Here is a 26944-nt window from a genome sequence, read left to right on the forward strand (position 1 = left end):
GAACGATTAGGTGCTGCGGCCTTGAACAATGTCCAGATATTTCTGGTGCAGCTTATCTGTTTGAGCCGCCAGCATGGCCAAATCTCCGCGGTTGTCGAGGACGTCGTCCGCGATCCCCAAACGGGTCGCCCGGCTGCTCTGGGCGGCGAGCATGGCCCTGGCATCTGCCTCGTTCATGGTGGGGCGTGTGGAGATCCTGCGGATCTGCTCCCTTTCATCACAATCGACCACCAGGATGCGGTCCACCAGGCCCCGGTATTCGGTCAGATTTTCCGCCAGCAAGGGTACGACCAGCACCGCGTAGGGCGTCAGGGCAAGGAAAAGCGAACGGGCGGCGTTTTCCCTGATGAGGGGATGCAATATGGCTTCCAGGGCTTGCCTGTCGGCAGGATTCGAAAACACTCTGGCGCGCATGGCCGGCCTGTTCAGAGCGCCGTCGGCGTCCACGACGTCCGGTCCGAAGGCGGCAAGTATGGCAGCCATGGCCGCACCCCCGGCCGAGGTCAAGTCGCGGGAAATCACATCCGTATCAATCACCGCAACGCCATGACTGGCAAACCTTTCGGCGACCGTGCTTTTGCCCGCTCCCACACCACCGGTAAGGCCGACACAGAAGGGCCGCGTCACCCCAGCCATAATTGGACCAGTTGAGGCCCCCAGAACAAGGACACCCCTCCACCGATCACCAGCCAGGGTCCAAAGGGGATGGGCTTGTCCCGCGACTGCCCCTTCATCAAGATCAAGGCAACCCCCACGACAGCCCCGGCCACACTGGCCAGCAGCACGATGGGCAGCAGCATTTTCCACCCCATCCAGGCCCCCAGGGCAGCCAGCAACTTGAAATCGCCGAATCCTATGCCCTCCTTGCCCGTCAGCAATCTGAACAGGTGGAATACGGACCACAGGCTTAGATAACCCGCGACAGCACCCAGCACTGCCTCGTCGAGGGGCACGAACCGCCCTTCCAGATTTGCCAGCAACCCAAGCCATGCCAGGGGGAGTGTGATGTTGTCAGGCAATAGCTGGGTATCAAAATCGATGAAGGCCAGGGCGACCAAAGCGGCCAACAAGGTCCAGATCCAGAGCACGTCTTGTCCCAGGCCCCACTGCCACGCAGCAGCGGCGAACAGGATGCCCGTCAGCGCCTCTACCAACGGGTACCGCACGGGGATAGGGTTATGGCATTGGGAACAGCGCCCGCGCAGTGCCAACCAACTCAGCAGGGGGATGTTTTCATACCAGCGGATGGTGTGGCCGCATTGAGGACAGCTTGACCCAGGCAGGACCAGGTTATAGGGCTTGCCAGCTTCCGTCTCCACGCCCTGGAGCCAGGCGCATTGCTCGCGCCATTCCCGCTCCAGCATTTTCGGCAGCCGATGGATCACCACATTGAGGAAGCTGCCCAAGGTCAAACCGAACAAGGCAGCAACCGCGACAAACAGCCCCGCATCCAGGGCGAGCAGGTCAAGCATGGACGGGTATTTCTATGGCAGGCGTCGCGCCCTGCCCCATCAGACTACGGATCCCATCTTGAATATGGGCAGGTACATGGCGATGACGATCGTGCCGATCAATCCGCCCAGGATCACCATGATGAAAGGCTCCATCAGGCTGGAAATCCCGGCCACGGCATCGTCCACTTCCCGCTCATAGTAGTCCGCGACCTTGGACAGCATGGTGTCCAAGGCGCCGGATTCCTCGCCGATCGCCACCATCTGGATCAGCATGTTGGGAAAAACGCCCGCTGCCTGTAGAGAGGTTGCCAAGGCGGCTCCGGTGGCCACCTGGGTCTTGATCCTGAGGGTGGCTTCCGAGAAGACGTGGTTGCCTGAAGCTCCGGCCACCGAATCCAGGGACTCTACCATGGGCACGCCCGCGGAAAACATGGAAGAAAAGGTCCGTGCCCAGCGGGACACCGTGGCCTTCTCGATCAAGGGACCGAAAACGGGCAGCTTGAGCATGATGACATCCACCTTGGCCCTGAAGGTCGGCGAATGCTTCATGGCATAGATATAGGCATAGATTGCCACGCCTATGGCGCCAAAAATGACGTACCACCAGTTCACGAACAAATCCGACAGGACGATGACGAACTCGGTCAGCGCCGGAAGCCCCTGCCCGGAACTGGCATAGAGCCCCTTGAAGGAGGGGATCACGAAAATCATGATGCCAGCGGTGATGACGAACGCCACCACCATGACCGTGACCGGATAGAACAGGGCCGACTTGATCTTGCCCTTGATGGCCAGCATCTTTTCCTTGTACGTGGCCAGGCGGTCGAGGACAGCATCCAGGATGCCGGCCTGCTCCCCGGCGTGGATCAGGTTGCAGTAGAGACCGTCGAAATATTGCGGATGCTTGCCAAAGGCGTTGCTCATGTTGCTGCCGGTTTCCACATCCGCCTTGATTTCCGCCAGCAAGCGCTGCAGGGATGGGTTGGCATGGCTGCGGGCGGTAATGTCGAAGGCCTGCAGCAGGGGCACACCCGCTTTCAGCATGGTGGCCAACTGACGGGTAAACAGGGCGATGTCCTTCTCGGTGATTTTTTTCGTGCGAGCGAAAAGCCCCTGCTTCTGCACCTTCAGCACATTGATGCCCTGGCGGCGCAGTGACTGGCGCACGAAAGCCTCGCCAGGGGCGATCATCTCGCCCTTCACCTTCTTGCCAGTCTTGTCCGTGCCCTCCCACAGGAAGGGCAGTTGCTTCACGGCTGCTGCCTTGGCCACCGCCATATGATCCGTCCCCTTACTCGTTGGTCACGGCCAGCACCTCTTCGAGAGAGGTGAGACCCTGCTTGACCTTCACCAAACCCGCCTCACGCAGGTTCTGCACCCCTTCCCTGCGCGCCTCATCGGCAATGTCCAGGGCGGTACCGTTCTTCAGGATGATGCGGCCGAGTTCCTCGGTCACCGGCATGACCTGATAGATGCCCACGCGACCCTTGTAACCGGTGTCCTTGCAGGCCGAACAACCCACCGCCGCGTAGGCCTGCCAGCTGCCATCCAGGTCCGCCTCGGTGAATCCTGCATTCAGGAGCGCTTCCGGCGGAATATCGATGGGCTTCTTGCAGCTTGGGCAGAGGCGACGCCCCAGGCGCTGGGCCGTGATGAGGTTCACCGAGGCTGCCACGTTATACGAAGGCACCCCCATGTTGACCAGGCGGGTCAATGTGGAGGGCGCATCGTTGGTATGCAGCGTGGAGAGCACCATGTGGCCGGTCTGGGCCGCCTTGATGGCGATTTCCGCCGTTTCCAGATCGCGAATCTCACCCACCATGATGATGTCCGGATCCTGGCGCAAAAATGCCCGCAGGGCCGAGGCGAAGTCCAGCCCTGCCTTCTCGTTGATGTTGACCTGGTTGATGCCCGCCAGCTGGATTTCAACCGGGTCTTCAACGGTGGAAATATTCACTCCCGGCTGGTTCAGAATATTCAGGCAGGAATACAGCGAGACGGTCTTGCCGGAACCTGTGGGGCCCGTCACCAGCACCATGCCGTAGGGGCGCTGCACCGCCTCCATGAGCAATTTGAGTTGATCCGGTTCATAGCCCAGGTTTTCGATACCCGCCGTAGCGGCCTTGGAATCCAGGATACGCATGACGATCTTTTCGCCATACAGGGTCGGGAGGGTGGAAATCCGGAAGTCCACAGCCTTGTTGCGGGACAGGACCAGTTTCAGGCGACCATCCTGGGGCACGCGCTTCTCGGAGATATCCAGTTTTGAGATCACCTTGATGCGGGAGGCGATTTTCTCCTTGATGGCCAGAGGCGGCTGAGCCACCTCGTAGAGGTTTCCGTCCAGGCGATAGCGGATGCGATAGTTCTTCTCGTAAGGCTCGAAGTGGATGTCGGACGCACCGCTGTTGATGGCGTCCATCATGATCTTCTGCAGGTACTTCACCACCGGCGCGTCGTCGATGTCCGCTGCCGCTGCCGTGTCGGCTTTTTCCTGGGACTCGTCGTCAGTGAACTCGAGGTTTAGGTCCTCGGTATCGATGGTCTTGAGGATGCTCTCTTCAGTGGCCTGACCAAACTCCTCCAGCAATTTTCCCAACTTGTCGTCTTCCACGACGATGGGCTCCACCGTCAGGTTGGACTGGAACTTGATGTCGTCCAGGGCCTGGAGATTGCTGGGGTCGGACACCCCGATGAATAACCGGTTTCCACGCTGGGCGATGGGCAGTACCCGATGCTTGGTCAACAGCTTGGGGTCGACGATACCCTTGGGTATGACACCCGTGTCTATGGCATCCAGGTTGAAAAACGGAAAACCGAAGGTGACCGCGGCGAAGGCCGCTATCTGGTCTGCGCGAAAGCGCTTGCTGTGCAGCAGGTGCGCAAGAAACGTCTGTCCCGACGATTTTGCCTGATTCTGCCGATTCTCGCCTTCCTCCTGGGAAAGCAGTCCCTGGGCCACCATGGCCCGACATAAACCAGTCAAATTAGCGCCGACGGTCACAGCAACCATACCAGTGGCATACCTCTAGTTGAAATCAGGACTCGTTCGATATTGCGCCCCATGCCAGTAAATGTAAAGAATACCGGCACCTCGTCAAGGCGGGCGTCGCTGCAAGACTCGGGCGGTTTTCACCATGCGGTCCTGCACCTGGATGACCTCCACAGCATGGCCGTCGATCATGACGCTGACGCCGGGTTCGGGCATGGTTTCCAGGCGCTCCAGCAACAGGCCATTCAAGGTGCGCGGTCCGTCCAGGGGAAAGTCCAGCCCGAGCTTGCGGTTGAGTTCCCGCAGGGACGCCGCTCCCTCCACCATGAAGCTGCCATCCTCCCCCCGCACCGTGGCGCTGTACTCGCCAGGACGCAGGGCAGAAAACTCGCCCACGATTTCTTCCAGGATGTCCTCCACGGTAACCAGGCCCAGCAACTCGCCGTACTCATCCACCACCAGGCCCATGTTCTGGCGGTTGGACTGGAACTGAGCCAGCTGGTTGTACAGGGAGGCGCCGGAGGGCACGTAATAAGGCTCCCTGAGCCAGGTGCGGAACTCCTCCAGGTCCAGGTCTCCATCCCGCAAATGGGCCAGGGCCCTGCGCACATGCAGTACCCCGATCACGTTGTTGGGCTCACCGTCATAAACGGGCAGGCGGGAATGATGGCTGGTGGCCAACTGGCGCAGCAGCACGTCGGGCTCCACTGCCATGTCGATGGCCTCGATCTGACTGCGAGGACGCATCACGTCATCCACCGTGATCTGCTCCAGGTCGAACAGGTTCACCAGGATGTCCCGGTGCTTGGCGGGAAGATAGGAACCGGATTCCGCCAGAAGCGTACGCAGTTCCTCCACACCCATGCTGTTGGCGGCGGCGGCCTTGGGGTTCAGGCGCATCAGGCGCAGCAGGGCCTGGACGAACAGGTTGACGAACCAGACTGCCGGGTAAAACAGCTTCAGCATCGGTGTGAGCACGAAACTCACCGCGGGGGCGATGCGTTCCGGATAGGACGCTCCCAACACCTTTGGCGTCACCTCGGAGAAAACAAGGATGAGGAAGGTGACCGTCAACGTGGACAGAGTCAGGGCCATTTCGTTCTGGCCGAAAAGGCGAAAGGCGATGATGGTCACCAGGGATGCCGCGGCGGCATTCACCAGGTTGTTGCCCAGCAGGATCACGCCCAGGAGCTTGTCCGTCTGGGCCAGGAGCCACTCCGCCAGCCTTGCCCCACGATTGCCGGCCTTGGCCAGGGTGCGCAGGCGATAGCGGTTCACCGCCATCATGCTGGTCTCGGAGGAGGAAAAGAATCCGGAAAGGACAAGCAACAGCGCCAGGGCGCCGAACATCGCTTCCAGTGGAATAGCGTCCAATCAGTGCGTCAGAGTGTTGCGGCCGTCACAGTGTAGCGGCAAGCCGCCCGCGGCGTCACCGTGACCCGGGTCAACCTTTTTCGTCGTACAGGGATGGGGTAACCCGGGACCGGGCCAGAAACTCCCGCAAATACTTCACGTCCTGGCGGCCCAGCACGTTGCTGTGGTGGGGACGGTGCAGCACATCCTCCATGCCGTTGAGGCGCACACGGAAACGGGCGCCGCTCAATGGCTCCAGTTCCGCACCCAGGTGGGTGAGCAGGGTCTCCACATCACGCCAGTGGATATTGCCGCTAATGGGGTCATGGAATATGGTCTGGATCAGGTGGGCGTGCTTGTGGCTCATGTCGTGCCTCTATCGTTCACTCTAACGTTCAAACAGGGCTATGGATTCCACGTGGGCGGTGTGGGGGAACATGTTGGCCACGCCGGCGGAGACCAGGCGGTAGCCCTTCTGGTGCACCAGCACGGCCGCATCCCGGGCCAGGGTGGCCGGGCTGCAGGAGACATAGACGATCCTGGTTGGTGCCCCGCCCTCAGGCAGGGATTTCACCAGCTCGATGGCCCCGTCCCGGGGCGGGTCGATGAGCAGCTTGTCGAAACGGCCCAGCGCGGCATAGGTCTCCGGCGTCATCTTGAACAGATCAGCCACGCGGAACTCCGACTTGGCGGCCAAGCCGTTGCGTGCGGCATTTTCCACCGCCCGGGCCACCAGGCTCTCGCTGCCCTCCACGCCCAGCACCGTCGCACCGCGGCGGGCGATAGGCAGGCTGAAATTGCCCAGGCCGCAGAATAAGTCCGCGATGCGCTCCCCTGGCAGTGGATCCAGCAGGCGCATGGCGCGGCGGATGAGCATGCGGTTGACGCCATGGTTCACCTGGGTGAACTCTGTGGGCTTGAAGGGCATGACCAGGCCGAACTCCGGCAGGCGGTAGATCAGCTCCGGCGCATCCAGGGGGTAGAAGGGGTAAGCGGTTTCCGGTCCCTTGGGTTGCAGCCAGAACTGCACCAGGTGCGCGTCGGCAAAGGCCTTGAGCCGTGCCTCGTCCTCGGCGCACAAGGGCTCCAGTATGCGCAGCACCAGCACGTCCACGTCCTCCCCCGCAGCCAGTTCGATCTGGGGCAGGCGGTCACGGATGGACAGGCTTGCCACCAGTTCCCGCAGACGGGGCAAAAGGTCCGAGATGCGGCGGGGCAGCACTTCACAGCTGCTCATGTCCGCCACGTAGCTGCTGCGGCGCTCGTGGAACCCCACCAGCACGCCGCCCTTCTTGGGCACATTGCGCACCGAAAGCCGGGCCCGGGTACGGTAGCCCCAGGTGGGGCCATGCACCGGCGGCAGCATGGACTCCGGCCTGAGCTGGCCGATGTGGGCAAGGCAGTCCTCCAGTACCCGCTGCTTGGCCGCCACCTGGGCGGCCTCGTCCAGATGCTGGTGGGAGCAGCCGCCGCAGATACCGAACCAGCGGCACTGGGGGGTCGTCCGAAAGGGGCTGGCCTTGAGGATGGCGCTGGCCTGGGCCTGTTCGAAACTGGGTTTCCTGCGATAGCTGGAGACCTCGCACACCTCCCCCGGCAAGGCGCCGTCCACGAACAGAGTCTTGCCTTCAAGACGGGCCACCCCCTTGCCCTCATGATCCAGGGATTCGATGGTGACGACCGGGTTCATTCTCCCGGTCGGGGGGCTGTCGCCCCTGGGCGTCGAAGCGGGGGCGCTCATGCTTGCCAGGCCTCCAGGAACTGGAACCAGTGGTCCGCCCCCACCTCTTCCAGGTTCTGGCGCACCAGGGCAATCTCTTCGTCGTATTGACCGGCGGTCAACACGCCACGCATCTTCAGAAACCGCAGATAGACCAGCCAGGTGTTCACCACGTCCGTCTCGCAATAGTCCCGGATGGCCGCCGCCTCGCCCCGCTGCCAGGCATTCCACACCTCGCCGCCGTCCATGCCCAGCTTGCCGGGAAAACCCAGCAGCTTGGCGAAGGCATCCAGGGGCGCATTGGCCCGGCCGGAATACATGGCCAGCAGATCCATCAGATCGATATGGCGCGTGTGGTAGCGGTTCAGGTAGTTGTTGTACTTGAAGTCCCGTTCGTCATCGCCCCAGTCCCAGTATTTTGGCGCGGTGACGCCATGGAGCATGGCGCGGTAATGCAGTACGGGCAGGTCGAAGCCGCCGCCGTTCCAGGACACCAACTGGGGCGTGTACTTCTCGATGCCATCGAAGAATCGCTGGATGATCTGGCCCTCATCGGCATCAGGCTCGGCCAGGGAGAACACCCTGAAGCGGTCTCCTTCCCGCAGCACGCAGGAGATGGCCACCACCCGCTGCAGATAATGGGGCAGAAAATCGGAGCCGCCCGTCTGCTGGCGACGCATGAGGAAGGCCATCTCTCCGACTTCGTGGTCCGTGGCCTCGGGACCCACGTCGTGCAAACGCCGCAGTCCGGCAATGTCGGGAATGGTTTCTATGTCGAATACGAGGGTCGGAATCATGGTCGGGGCTTAAAATTTGAACAATTTTATCCGTTTAAGCTCCTTCCCTGATGGAAACCCGCTGGCATCAAGCCGTCGATATGCATGATTGGCTGGCCCAGGCATTGGCCTGGGTGGACCGGGCCGAGTCCCGGGCCCTGGCCCGCCACGGCGCGTTCCACATCGTGCTGGCGGGGGGCGGGACGCCCCGCCTGCTGTACCAGGCCCTGGCAAGGGAAACCCATGACTGGGGCGCGTGGAACGTCTGGCTGGGGGATGAGCGCTGCCTGCCCCCCGACGACCCGGAACGCAACAGCCGCATGGTCCAGGACAGCCTGCTCCAGTCCACCTCCATCCCGCCGGAGCAGTTTCATCCCATCCCCGCCGAACTCGGGCCGGAGCTGGCGGCGACGAACTACGCCGAGTCCCTGGCTGGCACCAATGCCTTCGATCTGGTCCTGCTGGGCCTGGGAGAGGACGGACACACGGCAAGCCTGTTCCCTGGCCACGACTGGGGTATCTCCGTTGAAGCCTCCCCAGTCCTGCCCGTGCACGGTGCCCCGAAACCCCCAGCAGAACGGGTCAGCCTGGCCGCCAGACGCCTGGCCCAAGCCCGCGATGTCCTGTTTCTGGTGACCGGCGCGGGCAAACGCCACGCCATTGCCCGCTGGCAGGCAGGCGAAGCCCTACCTGCGTCAGCCATCCACCCCATCGACGGCGTTGATGTGCTGCTGACCATCGAATCCTTGCCTTCTGGAGTTCATGCATGAAAACCACACTTGCCACCCTGACGCTGGCCCTGGCCTCCCTCTCCTCCCTCGCGGCCCATGGGCTGGAAGAACGCCGCAGCACCGCCTCCGACCAGACCGCCTTGGCCGTCACCATTTACAACGGCGACCTGGCCCTGGTGAAGGATGCCCGCAAGGTGAAGCTGGGCAATGGCGAGAACCTGCTGGCCTGGCGTGAAGTCTCCGCCCGCATGCAGCCGGAGACCGCCCTGCTCCATGCCCTGGACAACGGCCCGCTGACCCTGCTTGAGCAAAACTTCAACTTCGACCTGCTCTCCCCCCAGAGCCTGCTGGAAAAATCCGTGGGAGATGCCGTGCGGGTCATCCGCACCCAGCCCATCACCGGCGCGGAATTCGTGGAGAGCGCCACGGTGCTGGCAGCCAACGGCGGCGTGGTGCTCCAGTTTATCGACCGTGTGGAGACGGGCATTCCGGGCCGCCTGGCCTTCTCCAAGGTGCCCGCCGAACTCAAGGACCGTCCCACCCTGTCCATGCTCATCAAGACGGAAGGGCCATCCAACCCCTACCAGACCGCCGAACGCACCCTGGAATTGTCCTACCTGACCGAGGGGCTATCCTGGAAAGCGGATTACGTGGCCGAGTTGTCGGACGAGGAAGACCGCATGGACCTGAACGGCTGGGTCACCCTCACCAACACCAGCGGCACCGCCTACCCCAATGCCCGTCTGCAACTGGTGGCCGGCGAGGTGAACCGGGTCGCGCCCGAGCGCAGGCCCGTGCCCATGATGGCCAAGGCCCTGGCCATGGCCGATGCCGCCCCCGACATGCAGGAGGAGGGCTTGTTCGAATACCACCTCTACACCCTGAGCCGTCACACCACCCTGGGGGACAACCAGACCAAGCAGGTGGCCCTGCTCTCGGCCCAGGACGTCAGGATCGCCAAGGAATATCGCCTCTATGGCGGCAACTGGTACTACAGCGGCCAGCACGGCGACCTGGGCCGGAAACTCAAGCCCGGCGTCTACGTGGAGTTCAGCAACAAAGGCAATGCGGCGGGCGGCGGCCTGGGCGTCCCACTGCCCAAGGGCATCGTGCGGGTCTACAAGAAGGATTCCGCCGGCCGGGCCCAGTTCGTCGGCGAGGACCGCATCGACCACACGGCCAAGGGTGAAGCGGTCAAGCTGAGGCTGGGGGAAGCCTTCGATATCACCGCCGACAAGAAGCAGACGGATTTCCAGAAACTGGCGGCGGCCTTCAACGCCCGGGGCGGCGTGATCGAATCGTCCTACCAGATGGAAATCCGCAACGCCAAGAGCGAGTCCGTGACGGTCAAGGTGGTGGAACCCATGCCCGGGGAATGGCAGATGCTCCAGGAAAGCCATCCCCACAAGAAGGACGCCGCCCATTCCGCCACCTGGGATATCCGGGTGCCCGCCGAAGGCAAGACCGTGCTGACCTGGCGCGTGCGGACCAAGTATTGAACGCCCCCGGACTGGACCATTTGCTGGACGACCTGGCCGGCCCCGGCTGGCACGTGGACCAGGGGTTCCTGGGGGCGGTGGAAACCGCCGCCCTGCGGGAAGAATGCCTGGGCGCCCTGGCTGCCGGTGCCTTTCATGCCGCTGGCGTGGGCAGTGGCCAGGCCCGGGTGGATGGCGAGATTCGCGGCGACCATGTGCTGTGGGTGGAGGAGGACAACGCGGGACCGGCATTGAAAAGCGTCCTCGCCAGGCTGGAAGCCCTGCGCCAGGCGGTGAACAGGGGATTGTTCATGGGCCTGGCCGATGCGGAACTGCACTTCGCCGCCTATCCGCCAGGCGCCGGATACCAGCGGCATCTGGACCGATTTCGCGACGATGACCGCAGGACCCTCACCGTCATCCTCTACCTGAATCCGCCGGACTGGCACGACGAGGACGGCGGCCACCTGCTGTTCTGGGAAAGAGAAGAGGAACCGCCCCTGGAAATCGCTCCGCTGGGCGGCACCCTGGTGGCCTTCCTGTCGGAACGTTTCTGGCACCAGGTCCAGCCTGCCCGACGCCAGCGCCTGAGCCTGACAGGCTGGTTCAGACGCCGCTAGGCCCCTCTCACTCCTCCAGGCGGAATTCCACGTAGGCCCGGTCCCGGGCCTGGCGTACCCAGTCCTCGAAGGCCTCCTCCGTCTTGCGGGCGCGGATGGAGCGGCGCGCCTCCAGGCGCTTGCGCTCCTCGCTAACGTCCTGGTCCCGCCGCTCCTGCACCTGGATCAGGTGCCACCCGAAGGGGGAACGCACGGGATCGGACAGTTGGCCAGGCTGCAGGGCGTCCATGGCCCGCTCGAAATCCGGCACGGTATCACCCGGGTTAAGCCACCCCAGATCCCCCCCCTTGCTGGCCGACAGGTCGTCGGAATGGAGCTTGGCCAGTTCCTCGAAGGGCGTGCCGTTCTCGACGCGCTCCTTGAGCTGGACCAGGCGGTTACGGGCGTCCGCCTGGCTCACCACCTCGTTGGTCTTCACCAGGATGTGACGGGCCCGGGTCTGGCGCACGATCAACTGCACGTCCTTGCCCCGCTTGTCCAGCAACTTGAGGATGTGAAAACCGTTGGGACTGCGAAGGATGCTGGAAATCTCCCCCACCCTGAGGGGTTTGGCCGCATCGATGAAAAGGCTGGGCAACTGTGCAGGGCTGCGCCAGCCCAGCCCACCCCCCTGGAGGGCGTTCTGGGCATCCGAGTAGGCGGCCGAGACCTGGGCGAAATCCGTGCCGCCCTGGAGTTCTGCCAGGGCCCTTTCCGCCTTGGCCCGCAGTTCCCCCAACTGTTCCGGGCTGGATCCCTCCGGCGCCAGAAAGAGGATATGGCCCAGGTTGTACTCCTCCTGCTGGTTGGCGTCGCGGGCGCTTCCGGCCAGGTAGTTTTCGATCTCCGCATCGGTCACCACCACTCGGCTCTCCACCTCTCGTTCGCGCAGGCGCGCGACGAGCATCTCGGTTCGGATCTGCTCCCGGAAGGCATCGAAATTTGTGCCTTCCGACTCCAGCGCCTTGCGAAAAGCCTCCGGCGCCAGGTTGTTACGCTGGGCGACATTCGCGATGGCCCGGTCCAGCTGGGTGCCTTCCACGCGGACATTGGTGTCCTCGGCTATCTGCAGCAGGGCCTTCTCGGTGACCATACGCTCCAGCATCTGCTTCTCGATCAAGCGCCGGGGAGGCAACTGGGGGTTCTGGGCAGCCAGCTGACGCATGACCTGATCCACCCGGTTGCGCAGTTCGTACTCGGTGATCACGCCATTGTTGACCACCGCCACGATGCGATCGATTTCGATGGGCGCCGCGCCGGCAGGTCCATACAAGCAGGCGGCGGCGAGCACTGACGCGCCCAGAAACCGGTCAAGGAAGGTCGAATTCATCGCTCTTGGCATAGCCGGATATGCTCCGTTTCAAAATATCCAGGGGATTGGGTCCCAGCTTGGTCAGGCCGCGCAACTCCAGTTGCAGGAAGAAGGCGTTGCTCACATCGGCGTTGGTGGTGGCAAGGCGCTGGACCACGCCCCGCAGGGACCAGCAGCCGGCGTTGTATTCCACCCCTGCCAGCCCCTCCACCAGGCGGGAGTCCTGCAGGGAGTAGTTGAGGCGACCCAGGCCATACCACTTGGGCGCCAAAGGCCACTGGGCGGAGAGATCGACCTGCCTCACCGACGTGGCGTAGCGGCCGTTGGTGTAGCGGTAGTCCGCATTCAGCACATGCCCGGGACCGTCCCGCCAGGTGCCGCCGAAGTTGGCCTTGGCCAGGGCGCCGTCGTCGGTATTGAACTGCAGGCCCGAGGAGAGGCGCAGATTGTCATTCAACTGCCCCGTCACCAGGGCCAGCAGGTCCGTGCTGTTGCTCCCCCGGGCCACCTGGCCGGGCAGGACCACCTTCTGGCCCGAAAAATAATAGCGCTGCCCCAGGGTGACGGCCAGCCGCTCCGCGCCATTTTCCTGCTCCAGGAAGCGGGACGTCACAGCCAGGGTCAGTTGGTTGGCGTCGTTGATGCGGTCGGAGCCGATGTACTGGTTCTCGCTGAACAACTGGTCCATGGACAGGTCCCCCAGGCTGGTATCGAAGACCGGGATTCGGCTCTGGTCACGGTAGGGGACGTAGAGATAGTAGGCCCTGGGCTCCAGGGTCTGGATGAAGCCCTTGCCGAAATACCGGTCATCCCGCTCCAGCACCAGGCCGGAGTCCAGGCTGAACATGGGCATGCTGCGAGTGGTGCTGGAGAAACCTCCCGCGGGCATGGGAATGGTGCCCGTGGGGTTGCCGGCTGTGAGACGGTTCAGGGTGTCGCGCCGAAGAACAGTGCCGTCATCCAGATCGTAGCGGGTGAAATACCAGCCCAGTTTGGGCGTCACCGTGGCGTAGGGCGTCGTGAGAGGAAAGCTCACGCTGGGATTGGCGTGGAAACGACGGCCCTGTACCCCGTCGTTGTCGGCCCGGTCGAAGTACACGAACTCCCCGCCCAGATCCCAGCGCAGGGGATAGGCTCCAAAACGATCGCGGCCCGCCGTCAGGGTCAACTGGGGCAGTCGACGGTAGGGCTCGAAGATGGGCGCGGCCGGGTCCTGCAGGGTCTGAAAACCCTGCACCAGCCCCCTGGCCTTCAGCCAACCCAGGTCGTAGTTGAGTTCCGCCTGGCGTGGCAGGTTGACCTGGGATGTCTGGCCAATCTGGTTGGACAGGTCGACGAAATAGTTGTCGTCGGACACGCCTTCCACGTCGAGGGCTGCGGACCAATGGCGATCGAACCGGTGGGCGTGCCGCCAGAGCCCCAGATACCGGCTGCGGTTGGCCACCTGGTCTTTGGGCAGGTACTCCAGGCCCAGATCACCCCGGTAGCCAGGTTCCATATAGCGGAACTCGCCCCCCAGCTGGATACCGCGCTTGGACATGAACCGGGGGACCAGGGTGGCGTCCCGGTTGGGGGCGATATTCCAGTACCAGGGCACCACCAGTTCCAGGCCCCGCTCGCTGGACGCGCCGTAGGAGGGCGCCAGAAAGCCGGACTTGCGCTTGTCGTCCAGGGAAAAATCCATCCAGGGCGCGTAGATGATGGGAGTATCAAGGAATTCCACCCGGACCTGTCGGGCAGTCCCCAGGCTGGTCATATAGTCCAGCTTCAACTCATCCGTCTTCAAAATCCAGTCGGCGCCGTCCACGGGGCAGGTGGTGTAGGTGGCCTCATCCATCTGGTAGCGGCCCACGCCCTGGAATTGCAGCGACTTGGCCTGTCCCCGGGCCAGGGGTTCCCGTCCACCGGGCAGCTTGGCCTGCCCATGCAGCACATAGCGCACCTGCGTCATGGCGCCCAGACGCTCCGTCAGCTTCAGCTTGAGCTCCTGGCCCTCCACCCGGTCCCGGCCATGGACAAAGAGCACACCCCCCTTGGCATGGACCTGGTCGGCCGCCCGGTCATAGCTGAGCCAGTCCGTTTCCACCCGCTCCCGCAGGTTATGGATGACCACCCGGCCGCTGGCCTGGATTTCCCTGTCCACATGCCCCTGGACGGCATCCGCCTCCAGGAAGGTAGGACCTTCCAGGGGTTCCACCTTGGCCATGGGCGGGGAAAGACCGCCACTGGGCCTGAGCAGCATGGATTCCTCCGCCGCGAAGGCCTCCTGGCACGCCGCCGCCAAGCACAGGGAAAGGAACAGACGCGCGAACGGTGGCGTGGTGTGCGGCACGGCGGGCGGCATGTGGGGGTGATAAGATCGGCGCGTTTTTTGACCGGCGGATTATAGCTGTGGATCGTCTGCAACGTCTGACCAACTGGACCCGGGGGGCACTCCGCGAAGTTCTGCAAGCCGAACTGGACCGCCTGGAACCCGCTTCCGCCGACGCCAGCTTCCGCCGCTACTTCCGCGCCTTCAGCGACCATGGCAGCCACATCGTCATGGATGCCCCCCCCACCCACGAAGACTGCCGCTCCTGGCTCCACGTGGGCCGCCTGTTCCGGTCCGCGGGGGCCAATACCCCGGAGATCCTGGCGGAAAACCTGGGGGATGGTTTCCTGCTGATCTCCGACCTGGGCAGCACCACCTATCTTTCAGCGCTCGGCGAAGACAATGCCGACGAGCTCTACCGTGACGCCAACGCCGCCCTGGTGAAGATCCAACTGGCCAGCCGGGAGGGCGAACTGCCCCCCTACGACCATGCCCTGCTGCGCCGGGAACTGGACCTGTTCCCGGACTGGTTCCTGGCCCGGCATCTGCAGGTGCAACTCGACGATGAGCAACGCCAGACCCTGGAGGACGCCTTCCAGCGCATCCTGGCCAACAACCTGGCCCAGGCCCGGGTCTACGTGCACCGGGACTGGCATTCCCGCAACCTGATGCTGACGCCAGGGGAGAACCCGGGCGTGATCGACTTCCAGGACGCGGTCCACGGCCCCATCACCTACGACCTGGTATCCGTCTACAAGGACGCCTACATACGCTGGGACGAGGAACGGGTGCTGGACTGGACCGTGCGCTACTGGGAGGCGGCCCGCAAGGCCCGCCTGCCGGTGCAGGCCGATTTCGGCGAGTTCTACCGGGATTTCGAGTGGATGGGCGTGCAGCGCCATATCAAGGTGCTGGGCATTTTTGCCCGCCTCTGCCACCGGGACGGCAAGCACGGCTATCTCAAGGACATGCCCCTGGTGATGGACTACCTGCGCCGGGCCTGCCAGCGCTACAACGGCCTGGGGGACTTCCTGCGCCTGCTGGACCAGATCGAAGGCAAGGCCGCCGAAGTGGGCTACACCTTCTGATGACCCGCCCTTCCCCCATTCCCCATCCCCCATCCCGCTTCAGGGCCATGATCCTGGCCGCCGGCCTGGGGGAACGCATGCGCCCCCTCACGGACCACACCCCCAAGCCCCTCCTCGTGGCCGGCGGAAAACCCCTCATCGTCTGGCAGATGGAGCGGCTGAAAGCGGCGGGATTCAGGGCACTGGTCATCAACCACGCACACCTGGGGCAGCAGATCGAAGATTTCCTGGGCGACGGACACCGTTGGGGCGTGGACATCGCCTGGTCGCGGGAACCAGAGCCCCTGGAGACCGCCGGCGGCATCGCCACCGCCCAGGCCCTCCTGGGCAACGCCCCCTTTGTCGTCACCAACGGCGACGTCTATGTCGACTACGACTACGCCCGTCTGGCCAGCATACTGGCGGAGATGGCCCGCAACCCCGCCCATCTGGCCCATCTTGTCCTGGTGGACAACCCGCCCCACCACCCCCAGGGCGACTTCGTGCTGGCAGACGGCAAGGTAGCCGTGCCGCCCACCCACGCCATCGGCCGCCTCACCTTCTCCGGCATCGGCTGCTATCGCCCGGAACTGTTCACCGGCATCGCGCCTCTCACCAGGGCCAAGCTCGCCCCCCTGCTGCAGGCCGCCATGGTCCGGGGCCAGGTTACGGGCGAGCATTTCACCGGCCGCTGGGAGGACGTGGGCACGCCCCAGCGCCTATCCGCTCTCGACGAGGAACTGAAGCGTGCAGCCTGACATCGGCATCCACCGGGCCCGCCGCGCCCGCCTGCTGGAGACCCTGGGGGAAGGGGTTCTCATCCTGGCCACGGCAACCGAGACCATCCGCAACCGGGATGCCCACTACCCCTACCGTTTCGACAGCCATTTCTATTACCTCACCGCCTTCCCGGAGCCGGAGGCGGTGGTGGTGCTGATCGCAAGCCGACGCCCCAAGCAGATTTTGTTCTGCCGTGAAAAGAATGAGGAGCGGGAGATCTGGGACGGTTACCGCCAGGGCCCGAAAGGCGCCAGGGAGGCCTTCGGCTTCGATGCCGCCTACCCCTACGCCGAATTGGACAAGCGCCTGCCCAAGCTGCTGGAGAACCAGCCCCGCCTGGCCTATGCCTTCGGCGCCGATCCCGCCTGGGACGCCCGGGTCATGGGCTGGATCAACGCCGTGCGGGGCCGCGCCCGGGCCGGGGTCAGCGCCCCGGCCACCCTCACCGATGCCCATACCCTGGTGGACGCCATGCGCCTGGTGAAGGACCACCACGAGATCGGCCTCATGCAGCGGGCCGCGGACATCTCCGTGAAGGCCCATGTCGCCGCCATGCGGACCTGCAAGCCAGGCAAGGGGGAATGGGAGATCGAGGCGGAACTGCTGCACACCTTCCGCCGCCACGGCTGCCAGGCCCCTGCCTATACCTCCATCGTGGCGGGGGGCGCCAACGCCTGCGTGCTGCACTACGTCAGCAACGACCAGACCCTTAAGGACGGGGACCTGTTGCTCATCGACGCCGCCGGGGAATACCACGGCTACGCTGCGGACATCACCCGTACCTTTCCCGTGAACGGCCGCTTCAGCGCCCCCCAGAGGGATGTCTACGAGATCGTCCTCTCGGCCCAGCTGGCGGCCATCGCCTCGGTAAGGCCCGGCAACACCTTCAATTCTCCCCATGAGGCGGCCCTGAAGGTCCTCACCCAGGGCATGGTGGATCTGGCGCTGCTCCAGGGCGAGGTGGACGGCCTCATGGAATCCGAGGCCTACAAGCGCTTCTACATGCACCGCACGGGCCACTGGCTGGGCCTGGACGTGCATGACGCGGGCGAATACAAGCAGGCAGGTCAGTGGCGTACCCTGGAGCCGGGCATGGCCCTCACCGTTGAACCTGGCTTCTATATCCGCCCCGCCGACGACGTGCCCGAGCATTTCCATAACATCGGCATCCGCATCGAGGACGACGTGGTGGTCACTGACCGGGGCTGCAACGTGCTCACTGCCGCCGCCCCCAAGACGATCAAGGATATCGAGGAGGCCATGCATGCCCGCTGACGTCCACTTCTGGCCTCGCTCATCATTGCCCACTCATGCGGATGTCGCCATCGTGGGCGGCGGCCCCGTGGGCGCAGCCCTGGCCGCGGGTCTGGAGGGCTGCGGCCTGGAAGTGGTGGTGCTGGAGGCCCGGACCAGCCTGGTAGCCCCGGACCCCCGGGCCATCGCCCTGTCCGAGGGCAGCCACCTGATCCTGCAGCGCCTGGGTGTATGGGAAGCCCTGGCGGAGCGGGCGACCCCCATCGAGACCATTCATGTTTCCCAGCGGGGCGGCTTCGGCCGGGCTCAACTCGAGGCCACTGACATGGGCGTACCCGCCCTGGGCTATGTGGCGGAATACGGCGACCTCTATGCCTCCTTGTCCGGTCGCATGACCACTTCGGGAGCCCGGGTCCTCACCGGCGCCCGGGTCACCCGGGCTGGCGCCACCGCCGCCTATGGCATGGTGGCCTACGAGCGGGACGGGAGCGAGCACCTGCTCACCGCCAACCTGGTGGTGCTGTCCGAAGGGGGCAAGGCCCTGCCCCCCGACCTGCGCCAGGACAAGGACTACGGCCAGTCCGCCGTGGTTTGCACCGTACGCACGTCCCAGCCCCACGATCGCAGGGCCTACGAGCGGTTCACCCCGGAAGGCCCCATCGCCCTGCTGCCCCTGCAGGAAGTGTATGCCCTGGTGTGGACCACCCCGTCCGACCAGGTGGCAGACCGCCTGGCGCTGTCCGACGCGGAGTTCCTGAACCAGCTCCAGTCGGCCTTCGGCAACCGCCAGGGGCGTTTCCTCGGCACGGGCCCCCGGGCGGCCTTTCCCCTCAAGCTCAGCCTGGCGAAGGAAAGCCCCAGTGCCCGCCTGGTACGCATCGGCAACGCCGCCCATGTGCTGCATCCGGTGGCGGGCCAGGGTTTCAACCTGGGCCTGCGGGACGCCTGGAAACTGGCCGAGGCCATCGCCGACCTGCCGAGGGAGAAGCTGGGCTCTGCCCCCCTGGCCGGCTATGCGAGCCAGCGCCGCTTCGACATCATCGGCGGCAGCCTCATGACTGACGTGCTGGTGGCCGGCTTCTCCAATGACCACCCACTGTTGCGTATCGGCCGTGGCCTGGCCCTGGGGGCCCTGGACGTGCTCCCCCCCCTGAAGACCCTGTTCGCCCGCAAGATGATGTTCGGGGCCCAGTCATGGTGAGGAGCGCGGACATCGTCATCCTGGGGGGCGGCCTCAACGGCGCGGCGCTGGCGGCTGCCCTGCGCCACAGTCCCTACAGCGTGGCGCTGGTGGAGCCACGCCCTCCCGCTGAGCCGGATGAAGCCTGGGACAGCCGCATCTATGCCTACAGCCCGGGCAATGTGGAGTGGCTCAAGTCCCTCGGCGCCTGGAACGAACCGGTCCGTGCCCAGGCCGTGCACCGCATGCGCATCCATGGCGACACGGATGGTCGTCTGACCTTCGACGCCCTGGACGCAGGCCTGCCCGAACTGGCCTGGATCGCGGAGAACGACCGCCTGCAGTGGAGCCTGTGGCAGTCCTGGCAGGACAGCCCCCACCTCCAGGTCATTGCCATGTCCCCGCAGTCCGTTTCCTGGGGCCGGGGCGCTGCGGATGGCCATGTCCTGCATTTTGCGGACGGCTCCGTATTGAAGGCCCGCCTGCTGGTGGCGGCGGACGGGGCCAATTCCTGGCTGCGCCAGCAGGCGGGCATCGGCTTCGACCTGGAGGACTACGAACACATAGGCGTGGTGGCCAATTTCGGCACGGAGCGCCCCCACCGTGGCAGCGCCTACCAATGGTTCCGTCCGGATGGCGTCCTGGCCTACCTGCCCCTGCCGGGCAACCGCATCAGCATCGTCTGGTCCACCCCGCCGGACCACGCGGCAGAATTACAGGCCATGACACCGGCGGAACTGGCGGTAATAGTGACGGAGGCCGGCGGCCACGTCCTGGGAAAACTCACCAACATCACCCCCGCCGCCGGGTTCCCGCTCAAACGCCGGCGGGCCAAGGAATGGGTGCGGCCCGGCTTGGTATTGCTGGGGGACGCCGCCCATACGGTCCACCCCCTGGCGGGCCAGGGGGTCAACCTGGGTTTCCGGGATTCCCGCCTCCTGGCGGCCATGCTGGCCAGCGGCGGCGACCCGGGAGAGATCAGCCGCCTCACCGCCTACGCCTCCCGACGTCGGGAAGATGTGGTATCCATGCAGTTCACCACCGGTGGTCTGAAGAAACTTTTCGCCCGCCAGGACGGACTTACCCAGGCCCTGCGCAATACGGGCATGAGCCTGACCCAGTTCATCGACCCCCTCAATCAGGCCCTCACACGCCACGCAATCCTTTGAAACTTCCATGGAAACGCATATGAAACTCCCCTTGCTCACGACGATTCTCGCCGCCACCCTCACCCTGGGCATGGCAGCCTGCCAAGCCGGCGACACGGAAATCCGCCAGGCCGTGCAGACCCTGGCGCCGGGCGCCAAAGTCACCCAGATCAGCAAAACAGGCGTGAAAGGCATGATGGAAGTCACCATCGACGGCGACCAGGGCCCCATGGTGGTGTACGCGGATGATCAGGGGCAGTTCCTCCTGATAGGCGACATGCTGGACGTGAAGAACAAGCGCAACCTCACCCGGGAACGCATGGACAAGCTCACCGAGGTGAAATGGGAGAGCCTGCCCCTGAAAAACGCCATCAAGGTGGTGCGTGGCAACGGCCAGCGCAAGGTGGCCGTGTTCTCCGATCCGGACTGCCCCTACTGCAAGAAGGCGGAAGTGGAATTCAGCAAGATTGACAACGTAACCATCTACACCTTCCTCTACCCCCTGGCCTTCCACAAGGACGCCGCCCGCAAGGCCAAGCTGGTCTGGTGCAGCAAGGACCAGAGCCAGGCCTGGCTGGACCTCATGCTGAAAGGCAAGGTCCCAGAGGGCAATGCCACCTGCAACGACCCCATCGACGAGAACCTGGAATTGGGCGCCCGTCTTCGCGTGGAGGGCACCCCAGCCATGATTCTGGCCAATGGCAAGCGCATACCCGGCTACGTGCCGGCCGCCAAACTGGAGGCCATGCTTAAGACTGCGGAGTGATGCGTGGGGGTTGCCTGCCGGGCCATCGGCCCAACCCCCTGATCTGCCATGCCCGCCTGGTCAGAGCTCCCCCGACAGCCCCTGGTCCAAAGCCTCGTGCTGTCGGCCAGCATCCACCTGGCCCTGTTGGCCTTCGTGCAGCCCTGGCGTGGCACGGACGGCCCCCAGACCCTGGTCATAAACGCCCGCCTGCAGCCCTCGACGACCACGGAGCCCCCCCCACCGGCCGAGCCGGTACAGGCTGAAACGCCGACCAAGCCGGTTGTGACTCCGGTGGCAACCAGGCCGCCCGACACCCCGCCGCCCCAGCGTGAAGCACTGAACGTACCCAAGCCCGCCCCCATCCAGATGCCGGCGCCCCCGTTGACGCCTCCGGCCCAAGCCCAGACACCGGAAATAGCGGCCAGCGCGCCGGATACGCCCGTCAAGGTCGCGGTCCAGGACACAACAGCCGCGAACCTTGCCAAGCCCCTGCCGGCGCCGACGCCCAGGCCAGCACTGTTGATTCCATCCCCTGTGGACACCACGTGGTATCTGGCGCGACATGTGGACAGTCACCCCAAGGCCATTGGCTCCATTACCCCAAAATACCCGGACTTGGCCCGCCAACGTGGCCAGGAGGGATCGCTGAAGCTGATGGTGAAGATCGACGACCTGGGACAGGTCCGGGATGTGGAAGTAGTGGAGGCCAGTCCCCCGGGGGTATTCGACGAGGCCGCCCTGGAGGCCTTCCGGAACGCACGCTTCCAACCGGCCATGAAGGAAGGACAGCCGGTACGCTACGAAGCTTATATGCGGGTGGAATTCAAGCTGGAGTAGCTGAAACCACCTGGTCAGGCGTAGGTATCCACGTTCTGGCCCACACCTTCGGGATTGGAGCTGGCCTGGACCTGATCCTGGGCCCGCTGGGACTCCTGTTGCAGCACATTGGCCAGCTGCTGCTGGTTCTGCGCTTCATTGCGCACCGCGATCAGGTTGGCCTGAACCTGGCTGGTGGCCTGGCTCTGCTCGGCTGAAGACACGCCGTCGATCATGATCTGCCTCGCTAGGGACTGACTAGAGTTTCACTTTAGGCCGATTTTGCCACTTGCGCCATTTTGACCCGTCATGGGGTAGTCCTTCGGCAGCAGCACCCACATGCGGCCCTTTTGCTTCATGGCCCCGGCCAGTTTGCCCGCCTCGTCGCCGAAGCCCCAGAAGAAGTCGGCGCGCACGTTCCCCCGGATGGCGCCCCCCGTGTCCTGGGCCAGTACCAGCCGGTTCATGGCCTCGCTGGAATTTGGCCGGGTGGTGGCCAGCCAGACCGGGGCCCCCATGGGGATGAAGCGGGGGTCCACGGCAATACTGCGCTCCGGCGTGATGGGCACCCCCAGGGAGCCGAAGGGGCCTGCGCCGTGATTGTTCAACTCCCGGAAGAAGACATAGCTGGGGTTGGCATTCAGCAGGGCGGGAAGCCGCTCCGGATTGCGCCGCCCCCAGTCCTTGATGCCCTGCATGGAGGCCTTGTCCAGGGTCAGTTCGCCGTTTTCCACCAGCCATTTGCCGATGGACCGGTAGGGATGGCCGTTCTGGTCCCCGTAACCCACCCGCATCATCTGGCCATTTTCCAGCTGGATGCGTCCCGAGCCCTGTACCTGCAGGAAGAAGAGTTCCACCGGATCGTCCACCCAGGCCAGTTCCTTGCCCCGAACCGGAGCGGCCCCCGCCTCGATCTCCTCCCGGGTCCAGTAGGGCACTACCTTGTTGCCCTGGAGACGGCCCCGCAGGCGCAGGCTCTTGAGTTCCGGATAGAGGGCGGCCAGATCCACCACCAGCAGGTCGTCCGGCGCGGCGTAGAGGGGATAGCGGTATTTGAGGTTGAACTGCCGGCTGCCCCGCAACAGGGGCTCGTAATAGCCCGTCACCAGGCCTTCGGCGCCGCCGTCAGGCTGCAACACCTGCCAGGGCTGGAAGGCGGCCTGGAAGAAGGTACGGGCGGTCTTCTCGTCCGGTGAGGAAGGCATGGCGTTCACTGCCTGGCACACCACGCTCCAGGCGCCATTGGCGCGCAGGCCCGCGCAGGATTGCGCCAGGGCGGGCCAGGCCTGGGCCACATCGTCATTCTGCCAGCCCGGCAACTGGTCCCAGGATGCCGGCTTGAGCCAACTCATGGCGGTCACCGGCGGCTTGACAGCTTCCACTGGCGGCTCGGCGGGGAGCGATGGCTGGGTTACTGGAGGGCTCGGCGGAGCGGGCACCACCGGTTTATCGAACACGGGCTCGGGCCGGGTGGGCAGGGGTTCAGGCACCGGCTCCGGCTGTGGTGAGGGACGCACCCCCACTTGGGCGCAGCCCGCCAGGAAAGCCAGCAATACAAAGGGGTAAAACCGGAACATCAGTGCAGCACGCGGGGCATGGACAGAATGAACTCCGGTATCTCCGCGTCGAACTGGTTGCCGTCCTCCGCCACCATCTGGTAGGTCCCACGCATGGCCCCCACGGGCGTGGCGATGGAAGTGCCGCTGGTGTACTCGAAACTCTCCCCGGGGCGCAGGAAGGGCTGTTCCCCCACCACGCCCAGGCCCCGAACCTCCTGGACCTTGTCATGGGCATCGCTGATCACCCAATGGCGTGAGATCAACTGGGCCGCCACCTGGCCGGTGTTGGCGATCTGGACAGTGTAGGAGAACACGTAGCGCCCGGCGGCTTCATCCGACTGGTCAGGCACGAAGGTGGCCTGGGCCGTGACGGTGATGTGGTACTTCCTGCTCTCTGCCATGGAACTCGAAGGAATGGTCTGAATGGAGTGTGTTGGAAGGGTTGCGACCGGGCCTTGCCGACCCGTCCGTCCGGATTGCACACGAATCGGGCCCGCCTGTCCAGCCTGATGCCAATGGGGTCTTGGCCTGTATTCCGCCGGCCGGCGCGGTTAATATTGGGGTTTTGTCCGTTTCAGGGAACCGCCATGGCCGACTATCAGATTGCCCCCTCCATCCTCTCCGCCAACTTCGCCAAACTGGGCGAGGAAGTGGACAACGTCCTCAAGTCCGGCGCCGACATCGTCCACTTCGACGTGATGGACAACCACTACGTGCCCAACCTGACCATCGGCCCCCTGGTGTGCGAGGCCCTGCGCAAGCACGGTGTCACCGCTCCCATCGACGTGCACCTGATGGTCAAGCCCGTGGACCGCATCATCCCCGACTTCGCCAAGGCCGGCGCCACCTACATCACCTTCCACCCGGAAGCCTCCGAGCACATCGACCGCACCATCGGCCTGATCAAGGAAAGCGGTAGCAAGGCCGGCCTGGTGTTCAACCCCGCCACCCCCCTGGACGTGCTGGAATACATGCTGCCCAAGCTGGACATGGTGCTGCTCATGTCCGTGAACCCCGGCTTCGGCGGCCAGAAGTTCATCCCCTACGTGCTGGACAAGGCCCGCAAGGTGAGCCAGATGATCAAGGCCGGCGGCCACACCTGCCGCCTGGAGATCGACGGCGGCGTGGGCCCCGGCAATATCTGTGAAGTGGCCAAGGCCGGCGTGGACACCTTCGTGGCCGGCTCCGCCATCTTCGGTGCCGCCAAGGATACGGACCCCAACCGTTACGACAGCGTCGTGGCCGCCATGCGCGCGGAACTGGCCAAGGCATGATGAGCGTGAAGGGAGAAGGGACCGCGCCTGAGGCGCTCAAGGGGGAAGGGCAACCGGGGAACACTCTTCCCCCTTCCCCCTTCCCCCTTTACATCAAAGCCGTCGTCATCGACCTGGACGGCACCCTGCTGGACACCGCGCCGGATCTGGCGGATGCCGCCATGGCCATGGCGTCCGATCTGGGCCTGCCGCCCATCGACCTGGCCGAGGTCAAGACCTACATCGGCAACGGCGTCTCCCGCCTGGTGAAGCGCGTGCTCACCCGGGACATGCATGCGGATCCGGCCCCGGAACTGTTTGCCAAGGCCCTGCCCATCTACGAAAAACACTACGCCGCCTGGGTATCCCGCAAGAGCCGCTCCTTCCCCGGCGTGGAGGATGGCCTGAAGGCACTGAAGGCCAGCGGCATCCACGTAGCCTGCATCACCAACAAGGCGGAACGCTTCACCCACCCGCTGCTGAAGGACACGGGCCTGTTCGATTACTTCGAGCTCATCCTGTCCGGCGACACCCTGCCGGAGAAGAAACCCTCCCCCCTGCCCTTGCTGCATGCCTGCGCGGTGTTCGATTGCGAGCCCAATGAACTGCTGCTGATCGGCGACTCCCTCAATGACACCCAGGCCGCCCGGGCCGCCGGCAGCCACGTGTTCTGCGTGCCCTACGGCTACAACCGGGGCCGGCCCGTCACCGAACTTGACTTGGATGCCGTGGTGGAAAGCCTGGCCGAGGCAGCGAAGCTGATCGTCAGGAAATGAACCTGAACACTCTGGAAACCGGAAGAACGGAACGCCCCGCCATGCGATGGCGTGGCTGAGGCCCAATCCCTTTCATGTTTCCCCGTTCACGCTTTCCGGAGTACCTCATGTTCAACGAAGACAAGTTCAACAGCCTGGCCCGCCAGGGCTTCAACCGCATCCCGGTCATCCGCCAGTTGCCGGCGGACCTGGACACCCCCCTGTCCCTTTACCTGAAGCTGGCCAACCAGCCCTATACCTACCTGCTGGAATCCGTGGAAGGGGGCGAGCGCTTCGGCCGCTACTCCTTCATCGGCCTGCCGGCCAGGACCGTGCTGCGGGTATACGGCCATTTCGCCAGCGTGGAAACCAACGGCCTGCCCGTGGAGCAGTCCGACTGCGACGACCCCCTGGCCTTCATCGAAAGCTTCATGGGCCGTTTCAAGGCAGCCCCGGTGCCCGGCATGCCCCGCTTCCCCGGCGGCATGTGCGGCTACTTTGGCTACGACACGGTGCGCTACATCGAGAAGAAGCTGGCCAGGACCTTCAAGCCGGATGACGTGAACACGCCGGACATTCTGCTCATGCTGACGGACGAGCTGGCGGTGGTGGACAACCTCACGGGCACCATCACCCTCATCGTCTATGCCGACCCCCTGGAGGACGAGGCCTACCTGAGGGCCCACATGCGCCTGAACGAACTGGCTCAGGAACTGGAGAACCCGGTCAAGCCGCCTCCCGCTGAGTCCGGCGAAAGCCACGAGGCGATGTCGGAGTTCGGCGAGGCCGCCTTCAAGGCCGCCGTGGAAAAGGCCAAGCACTACATCACCGAGGGCGACATCATGCAGGTGGTGCTGGCCCAGCGCATGAGCCGGCCCTTCCATGCCCACCCCCTGTCCCTGTACCGGGCCCTGCGCCGCCTGAACCCCTCGCCCTACATGTTCTATTACGACATGGGCGGCTTCCATGTCGTCGGCTCCTCGCCTGAGATCCTGGTCCGCCTGGAACACCAGGTCGAGGGAGACAACGGCAAGCAACTGGTCACCGTCCGCCCCATCGCCGGCACCCGCCCCCGGGGCGCCACGCCGGAAGAGGACCAGCGACTGGAGCAGGAGCTCCTGGCGGACCCCAAGGAACGTGCCGAGCACGTGCAGCTCATGGACCTGGGCCGCAATGATACGGGCCGGGTGGCCCAGGTTGGCTCCGTGCGGGTCACGGAGAACATGACCGTCGAACGCTACTCCCACGTAATGCACATCGTCTCCAACGTGGAAGGCAAGCTGAAACCGGGCCTGACGGCCATGGATGTGCTGCGGGCGACATTTCCGGCGGGCACCGTGTCCGGCGCCCCCAAGATCCGGGCCATGGAGATCATCGACGAACTGGAGCCCAGCAAGCGGGGCATCTATGCCGGTGCCGTGGGCTACCTGGGCTTCAACGGCGACATGGACGTGGCCATCGCCATCCGCACCGCCGTGGTGAAGGACGGCACCCTCTACGTCCAGGCGGGAGCGGGCATCGTCGCCGACTCCGTGCCGGAAAATGAGTGGACGGAGACCCGCAACAAGGCCCGGGCCGTCATCCGCGCCGCCGAACTGGCCCTGACCAAGCCCCAAGATAACGCGGTCTAAATACGGTCCGGACCGTTCCTACCCATT

Annotated in this window: 26 protein-coding genes; 13 read left to right on the forward strand and 13 right to left on the reverse strand. The window is 64.5% G+C overall.

Annotated elements, in window-relative coordinates:
- Positions 1-6: 6 nt before the first annotated feature.
- The 8 genes from H6935_07060 to H6935_07095 all read right to left on the reverse strand — a co-directional run bounded on the left by H6935_07060 (position 7) and on the right by H6935_07095 (position 8316).
- Complete coding sequence (locus tag H6935_07060) at positions 7-636, reverse strand: dephospho-CoA kinase (GenBank protein MCP5278106.1); 630 nt, start codon at positions 634-636, stop codon at positions 7-9.
- Positions 624-1472 carry a prepilin peptidase gene (locus H6935_07065; GenBank protein MCP5278107.1) on the reverse strand — a complete coding sequence of 283 codons (849 nt, stop codon included), beginning with the start codon at positions 1470-1472 and terminating at the stop codon, positions 624-626. The genes H6935_07060 and H6935_07065 overlap by 13 nt, the downstream gene beginning before the upstream one ends.
- A 39-nt stretch (positions 1473-1511) precedes the next feature.
- Positions 1512-2732 carry a type II secretion system F family protein gene (locus tag H6935_07070; GenBank protein ID MCP5278108.1) on the reverse strand — a complete coding sequence of 407 codons (1221 nt, stop codon included), beginning with the start codon at positions 2730-2732 and terminating at the stop codon, positions 1512-1514.
- Between the two features lie 13 nt (positions 2733-2745).
- Entirely contained in the window at positions 2746-4467 is a 1722-nt protein-coding gene (pilB, locus tag H6935_07075; protein ID MCP5278109.1) for a type IV-A pilus assembly ATPase PilB, read from the reverse strand.
- Positions 4468-4551: 84 nt separating this feature from the next.
- A complete protein-coding gene (locus H6935_07080; protein ID MCP5278110.1) occupies positions 4552-5796 on the reverse strand; it encodes an HlyC/CorC family transporter in 1245 nt (414 codons plus the stop codon).
- A gap of 94 nt (positions 5797-5890) precedes the next feature.
- Complete coding sequence (locus tag H6935_07085; GenBank protein MCP5278111.1) at positions 5891-6166, reverse strand: type II toxin-antitoxin system HicA family toxin; 276 nt, start codon at positions 6164-6166, stop codon at positions 5891-5893.
- Positions 6167-6187: 21 nt separating this feature from the next.
- Complete coding sequence (rlmD, locus tag H6935_07090) at positions 6188-7489, reverse strand: 23S rRNA (uracil(1939)-C(5))-methyltransferase RlmD (protein MCP5278112.1); 1302 nt, start codon at positions 7487-7489, stop codon at positions 6188-6190.
- 47 nt (positions 7490-7536) lie between these two features.
- Positions 7537-8316, reverse strand: coding sequence for a 3'-5' exonuclease (locus H6935_07095; GenBank protein MCP5278113.1), 780 nt, complete (start codon positions 8314-8316; stop codon positions 7537-7539).
- A gap of 80 nt (positions 8317-8396) precedes the next feature.
- On the opposite strand from H6935_07095, the gene pgl reads away from it, so the two are divergent.
- Genes pgl through H6935_07110 form a run of 3 tightly spaced genes read left to right on the forward strand, consistent with a single transcriptional unit; the run spans position 8397 to position 11124 of the window.
- Entirely contained in the window at positions 8397-9065 is a 669-nt protein-coding gene (gene pgl / locus H6935_07100; protein MCP5278114.1) for a 6-phosphogluconolactonase, read from the forward strand.
- Positions 9062-10525: a DUF4139 domain-containing protein gene (locus H6935_07105; protein ID MCP5278115.1), complete on the forward strand. Its 1464-nt coding sequence runs from the start codon at positions 9062-9064 to the stop codon at positions 10523-10525. The genes pgl and H6935_07105 overlap by 4 nt, the downstream gene beginning before the upstream one ends.
- Positions 10522-11124 (forward strand): 2OG-Fe(II) oxygenase, encoded by a 603-nt coding sequence (locus tag H6935_07110; GenBank protein MCP5278116.1) that lies wholly within the window; start codon positions 10522-10524, stop codon positions 11122-11124. The genes H6935_07105 and H6935_07110 overlap by 4 nt, the downstream gene beginning before the upstream one ends.
- Positions 11125-11131: 7 nt before the next feature.
- On the opposite strand, the gene H6935_07115 is transcribed toward H6935_07110, so the two are convergent.
- Positions 11132-12433 carry a peptidylprolyl isomerase gene (locus tag H6935_07115; GenBank protein ID MCP5278117.1) on the reverse strand — a complete coding sequence of 434 codons (1302 nt, stop codon included), beginning with the start codon at positions 12431-12433 and terminating at the stop codon, positions 11132-11134.
- The gene (locus H6935_07120) at positions 12414-14759 is read right to left on the reverse strand and encodes an LPS-assembly protein LptD (GenBank protein ID MCP5278118.1); all 2346 of its coding nucleotides are present in this window, start codon (positions 14757-14759) and stop codon (positions 12414-12416) included. Before H6935_07120 ends, H6935_07115 begins: the two co-directional genes overlap by 20 nt.
- Before the next feature lie 47 nt (positions 14760-14806).
- Here H6935_07120 and H6935_07125 point away from each other — a divergent pair, with 47 nt between their 5' ends.
- The 7 genes from H6935_07125 to H6935_07155 are packed head-to-tail and all read left to right on the forward strand — an operon-like array spanning position 14807 to position 21740.
- Positions 14807-15814 carry a phosphotransferase gene (locus tag H6935_07125; protein ID MCP5278119.1) on the forward strand — a complete coding sequence of 336 codons (1008 nt, stop codon included), beginning with the start codon at positions 14807-14809 and terminating at the stop codon, positions 15812-15814.
- Between the two features lie 47 nt (positions 15815-15861).
- Positions 15862-16551 carry a nucleotidyltransferase family protein gene (locus H6935_07130; protein MCP5278120.1) on the forward strand — a complete coding sequence of 230 codons (690 nt, stop codon included), beginning with the start codon at positions 15862-15864 and terminating at the stop codon, positions 16549-16551.
- On the forward strand, positions 16541-17848 hold the full coding sequence (locus tag H6935_07135; GenBank protein MCP5278121.1) for an aminopeptidase P N-terminal domain-containing protein: 1308 nt from the start codon (positions 16541-16543) through the stop codon (positions 17846-17848). Before H6935_07130 ends, H6935_07135 begins: the two co-directional genes overlap by 11 nt.
- On the forward strand, positions 17838-19028 hold the full coding sequence (locus H6935_07140; GenBank protein MCP5278122.1) for an FAD-dependent monooxygenase: 1191 nt from the start codon (positions 17838-17840) through the stop codon (positions 19026-19028). The genes H6935_07135 and H6935_07140 overlap by 11 nt, the downstream gene beginning before the upstream one ends.
- The gene (locus H6935_07145) at positions 19022-20176 is read left to right on the forward strand and encodes an FAD-dependent monooxygenase (GenBank protein MCP5278123.1); all 1155 of its coding nucleotides are present in this window, start codon (positions 19022-19024) and stop codon (positions 20174-20176) included. The genes H6935_07140 and H6935_07145 overlap by 7 nt, the downstream gene beginning before the upstream one ends.
- 19 nt (positions 20177-20195) lie before the next feature.
- Positions 20196-20921, forward strand: coding sequence for a DsbC family protein (locus H6935_07150; protein MCP5278124.1), 726 nt, complete (start codon positions 20196-20198; stop codon positions 20919-20921).
- A 48-nt stretch (positions 20922-20969) separates the two neighbouring features.
- Positions 20970-21740: a TonB family protein gene (locus tag H6935_07155; protein ID MCP5278125.1), complete on the forward strand. Its 771-nt coding sequence runs from the start codon at positions 20970-20972 to the stop codon at positions 21738-21740.
- Positions 21741-21754: 14 nt separating this feature from the next.
- On the opposite strand, the gene H6935_07160 is transcribed toward H6935_07155, so the two are convergent.
- The 3 genes from H6935_07160 to apaG are packed head-to-tail and all read right to left on the reverse strand — an operon-like array spanning position 21755 to position 23679.
- Complete coding sequence (locus H6935_07160) at positions 21755-21955, reverse strand: hypothetical protein (protein MCP5278126.1); 201 nt, start codon at positions 21953-21955, stop codon at positions 21755-21757.
- Between the two features lie 30 nt (positions 21956-21985).
- Positions 21986-23296: a murein transglycosylase A gene (locus H6935_07165; protein MCP5278127.1), complete on the reverse strand. Its 1311-nt coding sequence runs from the start codon at positions 23294-23296 to the stop codon at positions 21986-21988.
- Entirely contained in the window at positions 23296-23679 is a 384-nt protein-coding gene (gene apaG / locus H6935_07170) for a Co2+/Mg2+ efflux protein ApaG (GenBank protein ID MCP5278128.1), read from the reverse strand. The genes H6935_07165 and apaG overlap by 1 nt, the downstream gene beginning before the upstream one ends.
- A gap of 186 nt (positions 23680-23865) precedes the next feature.
- Between apaG and rpe the strand changes: the two genes are divergently transcribed.
- The 3 genes from rpe to H6935_07185 all read left to right on the forward strand — a co-directional run bounded on the left by rpe (position 23866) and on the right by H6935_07185 (position 26917).
- Positions 23866-24552, forward strand: coding sequence for a ribulose-phosphate 3-epimerase (gene rpe, locus H6935_07175; GenBank protein ID MCP5278129.1), 687 nt, complete (start codon positions 23866-23868; stop codon positions 24550-24552).
- Positions 24552-25307, forward strand: coding sequence for a phosphoglycolate phosphatase (locus tag H6935_07180; protein ID MCP5278130.1), 756 nt, complete (start codon positions 24552-24554; stop codon positions 25305-25307). Before rpe ends, H6935_07180 begins: the two co-directional genes overlap by 1 nt.
- Before the next feature lie 107 nt (positions 25308-25414).
- Entirely contained in the window at positions 25415-26917 is a 1503-nt protein-coding gene (locus H6935_07185) for an anthranilate synthase component I (protein MCP5278131.1), read from the forward strand.
- Positions 26918-26944 lie beyond the last annotated feature (27 nt).

Origin of the sequence: Thiobacillus sp., from assembly GCA_024235835.1 — a bacterium.
In the GTDB taxonomy this organism is placed as follows: domain Bacteria; phylum Pseudomonadota; class Gammaproteobacteria; order Burkholderiales; family Thiobacillaceae; genus PFJX01.